This window comes from Methanospirillum sp. (assembly GCF_028679455.1).
In the GTDB taxonomy this organism is placed as follows: Archaea; Halobacteriota; Methanomicrobia; order Methanomicrobiales; family Methanospirillaceae; genus Methanospirillum.
In genome coordinates, this window is sequence record NZ_JAJRBM010000383.1 from 1 (window position 1) to 7,399 (window position 7,399).

Sequence of the window (7,399 nt, forward strand, 5' to 3'; positions counted from 1 at the left end):
TAAGGGCGATTTTATTATCAGTCAGGGTGCCCGTCTTATCTGTGCAGAGTACATCCATACTCCCAAAATTCTGGATGGATTCAGGATGTTTTACAATAGCACCTTTTGCTGACATGGCTATCGCTCCTTTGGTCATATTTAATGAGAGGATCATCGGGAGCAATTCGGGTGTCATTCCAACGGCGAGGGCAACAGAAAAGAGCAATGATTGAAGAATATCCTGCTTGAATAGTGCATTTACAAAAAAAACCAGGATAACGAGGCTGAAGACAAACTTTGACATCAGATAACTGAATTGTTTGAGGCCGTGTTCAAATTCAGTTTCAGGAGGTCGTTGGACCATCGATTTCGCGATCTTCCCATATTCTGTTGATAATCCGGTTTTAGTGATTATCGCATCGCCTGATCCACTGATAACAGAGGTCCCGAGAAATACGTAATTTTCTGCTTCAGCCAGGTTTTTTTTTAAATCTGAAATCTGATCATTTTTCTCAACCGGATACGGTTCACCGGTAAGTGATGATTCATTCACAAAAAAATCCCGTGTTCTGACCAGACGGGCATCAGCAGGGACCATATCGCCAGCAGCAAGTGTGATGAGATCCCCAGGAACCAGGTCACCAATCGGTATCTCATCATCTTTTCCATCCCGGTGTACATTCACCCGGGTAATTATTTTCTGTATAAGTAACGCTGCAGCATTTTCAGCCTTATATCGTTGAAAAAAATCGAGTATGACGCTAATCAAAATAATACTCAATATGATTACTGCATTGGTCATCTCACCAACAATCAATGAGATAATTGCTGCAAATAACAGGATTATAACCAGTGGATTTGTGAACTGTTCCAAAAACTGAAAGATTGGAGATCCCTTTTTTGTATTGGCAATATCATTTCGTCCATAGTGTACGAGTCGTGCTTTCGCTTCTTCAGTGGTCAAGCCTATTGCTGAAGTGTTGAGTAATGAGTAGAGATCACCAGTTGGAAGGGTATGAACATCTGTAAACGATACTGATATGTTTTTTTTAATACTCATAAGATAATCCTCCCACAACCCTGGTCATCATATGATATGGGAGGTTACTTTGGGGGCTTCATATAAAACCCCAATGGTGTCCTAGGAGGTCCCAGGCCAGATAGATGAAACCAGTTTTCATGCAAAATATAATCAGTCTGGGCTCGGAAATATCAGTTCAGATACAGAACGATAAACCAGATCCTGGAAAATTTAGCCTGACGGATTCTATTTCGGTGTTAAACAAGAGAATGGAGGGGGTGTCAGACACTACGGAGGGTTTTCTGTTAAAAGAGGAGGATCAGGAAGAATTGTACCGGGAAAAAAGGAATTCAATACAGATTCTTCGCTTTATTACCCTACTGGGTTGTGATCACTTCTTTTTTAATCGTGATCCAGCCCGGTTTCCAGTGCTTTTTGTATCCTGAGCATTTCGGTGGATACTCTTTGTCCCGCCTGCTGATACCTGTGGATCCTTCACTCCTGCTTCCCGGTGGATACTAGATGAACCTAACTTACCATCACCAGATACCAGAGGAGGTGTCACTGGAATCTTTCCATGAACTTTTTTTGCTTTGAATTTCTGATTATCACTCACAATTTTGGCCTCTTTCTCCGATATTTTTTTAAATTTACCCGTTTGATCAAATTTTCATTTCAATCAGAGTCAACCTGCATAGGAGACCGGAGTATATATCTCCTCCCGGGAGTTGCAAAAAATGTTACAACCCTGATTTTCAGATACCTATCCGGAAATACCCCATTTCACTATACAAAAAGCAGATTCATCTGATTTCGAGAAGGTTATATATGGTTGTCTGGATCCACTCCGAGGGCTATTTGAAGAGTGTTCTTCTGTAGATTTACGAGTATCTGAACACATAAAAAAGTCAAGACAAAAAATAGAATTCACCAATATATTCTTTAGTTTCTAAATTTTGTTAAGTAACAGATATTTTAAGATTTTTGAGCATCATTTCAACATCTGATTTGAGAGCTTTACAAATTCCGGTCCTTCCTATAGGAATTGGCAATATTTACGTGTATTCTCTGATATTAACGTGAACAAAATGTGGAACAGGTCTTCATCCAAAACTGAAATACCAGACAAAGAACCGGCAGTCGGGGTGATTGACGCAGATCCACTCAGAGCCGAGCTGTACAGCAGAGAACAACTGATTCAACATGCAAAGGAGACGGCTTTCTCATACCAGGCAGATGCAAGAAAAGGTCATGAGCGTCTTCTTCCACGACTTGGAGCGAACGAACGGGTACTCCTTGAAACACATGCAATTTTAAGCACGGTCATAGAAACAAATCAGCGAGTTGCTCCAGCCGGGGAATGGCTGTTAGATAATTTTTACCTTATTGAAGAACAGATCAGAACCGCACGTCGCCATCTCACGAAAGAATACAGTAAAGAACTACCTCATCTGGTAAATGGACCTTTTGAAGGATTTCCCCGGGTCTATCAAATCGCACGGGAGTTAATTGCCCATAGTGACGGGAGAATTGACAGTGAGAGTCTCTTCGTTTTTATCGATGCATACCAAAGTGTCAACCCTTTGATGCTCGGAGAACTCTGGGCCATACCAATTATGCTCAGACTCTCCTTGATCGAGAATCTACGGAGAATATCAGACATACTCGCATCAAACAAACGTGAGATTGACTCTGTGAATATTTGGGTGGATCGGATAACCAAGGTTGCAAAAGAGGATCCCAAGAGTCTTATCCTTGTTATCGCAGATTTGGCACGGTCAAATCCCCCGCTCACCAGTGCTTTTGTCGCTGAAATTGCACGACAATTACAGGGACAATCAGGAACACTGGCCTTTCCCCTAACCTGGATCGAACAGAGGCTGTTTGAGAGCAACCTGACTATTGAGCAGATGATCAGTGCAGAGAACCAGACCCAGGCCGCTGATCAGGTCTCAATCGGAAATAGTATCGGAAGCCTTCGGCTGCTTGATAAAATGAACTGGCGTGAGTTCATTGAACAGGTGAGCCTTGTTGAGCAGATCCTTCGAAGCGATCATGACGATGTCTATGCAGCGATGGACTTTGAAACCCGTGATCAGTACCGGCATGTAATAGAAGATATTGGAAAAAAGAGTGCCATTGAAGAGAGCAAAATCGCTCTGAAAGCAGTTGAACTTGCCCGTGAGAGCCGTAACAGAAGAGACACTATCTCCAGCAGATCCCATGTAGGATACTACCTGATTGATAAAGGAAGGCATTCTCTTGAGGAAGCACTTGGATACCAGAAATCCCTTATTGATCAACTCCTCGGTCTTGGAAAATCCCACCTGTTGTTTCTCTATCTCACTGGGATCCTGTTCATAACCATTATTGTGGAAATCTTTGGATATACCCGGATTACCGGTACAGCATGGTTTCTTATTCTCCCGTTTATGGTCCTGCTTCTGATTCCAATCAGCCAGGCTTCAATATCATTGGGTAACTGGTTCATTACCCTCCTCCTGACTCCGGTTCCTCTCCCGAAGATGACGTATTCATCCGGAATTCCTGATGATCAAAAAACCATCGTAGTGATTCCCACCGTGGTATCGGGAACAGCTGATGTTACCAGACTACTAGACTCACTTGAGATCCGGTACCTGGGGAACCGGGATGAAAACCTCTTCTTTGCGTTACTTACCGATCTGCGAAATGCAGATACCCGGGAACTGCCTGAAGATGCGGAGATCGTTTCTCTGCTCACTACCGGGATTGAAGAACTGAATACGAGATATTACGATGACAAACAGGGAATCTTCTTCCTCATGCACCGATCCAGAAGTTGGAATAGCAATGAAGGCAGATGGATGGGTTATGAGAGGAAAAGAGGTATTCTTGAAGCATTCAGTATCCTCATCTCCGGAAAAGGGGATGATCTCTTCTCACATATCGTCGGAGATCTGAGTCTTTTAACTTCCCTAAAATATGTAATCACTCTTGATACAGACACGCAACTCCCCCGAAATAGTGCACGAGATCTCATAGGTGCTATTGCACATCCCCTGAATCACCCGATAGCAGATCCGAAAACCGGGGTAATCAGAGAAGGATATGGAATTCTTCAGCCCCGGGTATCCATATCTGTATCGGAATCAGGATCCTCCCATTTTGCATCAATATTTGGAGGAGAACTGGGCATCGATCCGTATACCAGAACTGTATCTGACGTATACCAGGATGCTTTTCATGAAGGTTCTTTTATTGGGAAAGGAATCTATGACCTCGAAATTTTTTCCCGATCTGTTGAAGGGAGGTTCCCTGATAACCTCATATTAAGTCATGATCTACTGGAAGGCTGTTATGTCCGGACTGCTCTGGTGAGTGATATTCAGGTCTTTGAGGAGTACCCGTCAAGTTATATTGCGGATATCAGGAGAAGACACCGGTGGGTGAGAGGTGACTGGCAGATAGGATCCTGGATATTTTCCTCGGTCCCTGACAATACACAGAAAAAAATCAAAAATCCCCTCTCTGTGCTCTCACGCTGGAAAATCTTTGATAACCTACGAAGAAGTCTCGTGGCTCCTGCATCCATACTCCTGTTATGCATAACATGGCTTTTGGTATCGAATTCTCTATTCTGGACCGGTTTTATCGTATCACTCGCATTGATTCCACCGATTATTCTGACCGGATGGAAGAGTATAAAAAAGCCTTCTGAACAGACCTGGAGATTACATCTCCACGATATGGTCAGGGTTATCAGGGATCAACTGGCAGCACCTCTCATCACTCTGGTCTTCCTTCCGTTTGAAGCATATATGTATCTTGACGCAATTCTGCGTTCATCATGGAGAATGGGATATTCCCACCACCATCTGTTGGAATGGACCACACATCAGGAGGTTGGACGAGCCGGACATACAGACATGAAGAGATCCTATCAAATCATGTGGCCGGGACCGGTGATCGGGATGGCATTGCTCATCTCTATGATATGGTACCCGATAGGTAACGCTCCGGTTATTGTTTTGTTTGCATCTGTATGGATCCTGTCTCCTGCTCTGGCCTGGTGGATCAGCCAGCCGGTTAAATCCAGAATCACCAGCCTTACTCCCGGACAAAAGCATTTTTTACGAGAAACCGCGAGAAAAACCTGGCGATTCTTTGATACCTTTGTCACTGCTGAAGATCATTATCTGATAACCGATAATTATCAGGAACACCCGGTAGTGAAGGTTGCTCATCGCACATCCCCGACAAACATCGGTCTTTCACTCCTCGCAAATCTTACCGCATATGATTTTGGGTATATTCCGGCCGGAGATCTGCTGGACAGAACTCGAAAGATCATGAATACTCTGGGGGAACTAAAACGATTCAGAGGGCATTTTTATAACTGGTATGATACCCTCACCCTTGAACCCCTCCTTCCCCGGTATGTCTCAACGGTCGACAGCGGAAACCTTGTTGGCAACCTGCTTGTACTAAAGCAGGCAATGAATGAAATTCCGGACAACCCGATTGTTTCAGGAAATTTTGATGAGGGAATCGCTGACACCATCCGGATTCTTACTGATGCCCTGGATGCTTCTCATACGGGATCTGACGATAATTTGAGTCCGGATATGATACAGGTCCTGGATAAGATCAACGAGTTGAAACATGGCAGGATTCTGATACCCGGTTCGATACGGGATATTGTAGAGCACCTTGGATATGTTGAAGAGATTGCTTCAGAAATTGAGATTGCATTGAGCACTCATCCTGATGGTGAAGTCAGATGGTGGTCTGCTGAGATAAAAAAGCAGATACAAAACCACAAAACTGATGTATTATCATTCATCTCATGGACTACTGCGGGCACTCCTCCTGCGACAATATATGGGGAGATTCCGTCAAATCTGAATTCGGATCTTCACCAGTTTTATTCAGCATGTGAAAATCTGAACACCCGGATTCCAACCATCAGAGAGATCGCAACGCTCCAAGAGGATATGCAGACCAGATTCAGTCAGTTACTATCATGGGCTGATACATCTGCTGCCCTGGATGATATCCCCGGATCAGGCCGCTCATGGCTGATGCAAACTCTTCGGGAAATAAGGTTATCAAGCGCCCGGGCAGCAAAATTCCTGTTGTCCTTAAATGATCTTACTGTTCTCTGTGGTGATTTTGCCGAGATCGAATATGAGTTCCTGTATGATCGGGTGAGTAATCTCCTTTCCATCGGGTACAACGTAACCGATCTCAGACTGGATCCGGTATTATATGACCTGCTTGCATCAGAGGCACGGATAACCAGTTTTATCGGAATAGCGACCGGTCATCTTCCGCAGAAGCATTGGTTTGCACTCGGGCGTCTCCTCACTACGGTCGGGAGTGCAAATACCACATTGATCTCATGGAGTGGGTCAATGTTTGAGTATCTGATGCCATTGCTCGTAATGCCGACCTATGAGAACAGCCTTCTGGATAGTTCCTACCATACCGTCGTAGCAAGACAGATCGAGTATGGTCGCAAACGCGGTGTACCATGGGGAATATCTGAATCAGGGTACAATCTCACCGACACTACGCTCAACTACCAGTACCGGGCATTCGGAGTACCCGGACTTGGATTTAAACGCGGGCTTGCCGGAGATCTCGTCGTTGCTCCGTATGCAGCAGCAATGGCTCTCATGATAAATCCGAATCTCGCCAGTGTAAACCTTATGGAGATGGAAAATCAAGGATTTACTGGTGATTACGGGTTTTATGAAGCTATCGATTATACTCCCTCCCGCATCACTCCCGGCAAGACCCATGCGGTAGTTCAATCATTCATGGCCCATCACCAGGGAATGATTCTCCTTTCCATTGCGTATGTACTGTTGAATCGTCCGATGCAGAGGAGATTTGAATCTGACCCCCGTCTTCAGGCAACGATTATGCTTCTCCAGGAGAAGATGCCCAGGCACACCCCGTTCTACCCGCATTCAGGGAAAGAAGAGGAGGTATATACCAGTATCGGGGAACGGGAATCACAGATTCGGGTCTTCAAGACATATCAGACTCCGTGGCCTGAAGTTCATCTCCTCTCAAATGGTCGGTACCATGTGATGGTCAACAATAGTGGTTCCGGATACAGCAGGTGGAATGATCTTGCAGTGACCAGATGGCGGGAGGATCCCACTACTGACAGTTCAGGAACCTTCTGTTATATCAGAGACCTTGCCAGTGGAGAATTCTGGTCAAATGGGTATCAGCCAAGTGGAAAGAACCCTGATTCATATCAGGTAATTTTTAAACAGGCTCGGGCTGAATTTCAACGTCGGGATCGAGAATTTGAAACGCGTTCTGAAATTATCGTATCACCGGAAGATGATGTGGAACTTCGAAGGATCCGGGTTACCAATCGCTCATATACCAAAAAGATTA

The 7,399-nt window shown here is 44.6% G+C and carries 3 protein-coding genes; 1 reads left to right on the top strand and 2 read right to left on the bottom strand.

The annotated features are described in order from the left end of the window. Both LUQ50_RS13015 and LUQ50_RS13020 read right to left on the bottom strand, forming a co-directional pair. Nucleotides 1-1,039 (bottom strand): HAD-IC family P-type ATPase (locus LUQ50_RS13015; RefSeq protein WP_300040340.1); only part of this gene is annotated, 1,039 nt, incomplete at its 3' end. A 352-nt stretch (nt 1,040-1,391) separates the two neighbouring features. Then, nucleotides 1,392-1,616 (bottom strand): hypothetical protein, encoded by a 225-nt coding sequence (locus tag LUQ50_RS13020; RefSeq protein ID WP_300040342.1) that lies wholly within the window; start codon nt 1,614-1,616, stop codon nt 1,392-1,394. A 472-nt stretch (nt 1,617-2,088) separates the two neighbouring features. Here LUQ50_RS13020 and LUQ50_RS13025 point away from each other — a divergent pair. Then, the coding region (locus LUQ50_RS13025; RefSeq protein ID WP_300040344.1) for a glucoamylase family protein at nt 2,089-7,399 on the top strand (5,311 nt) is incomplete at its 3' end.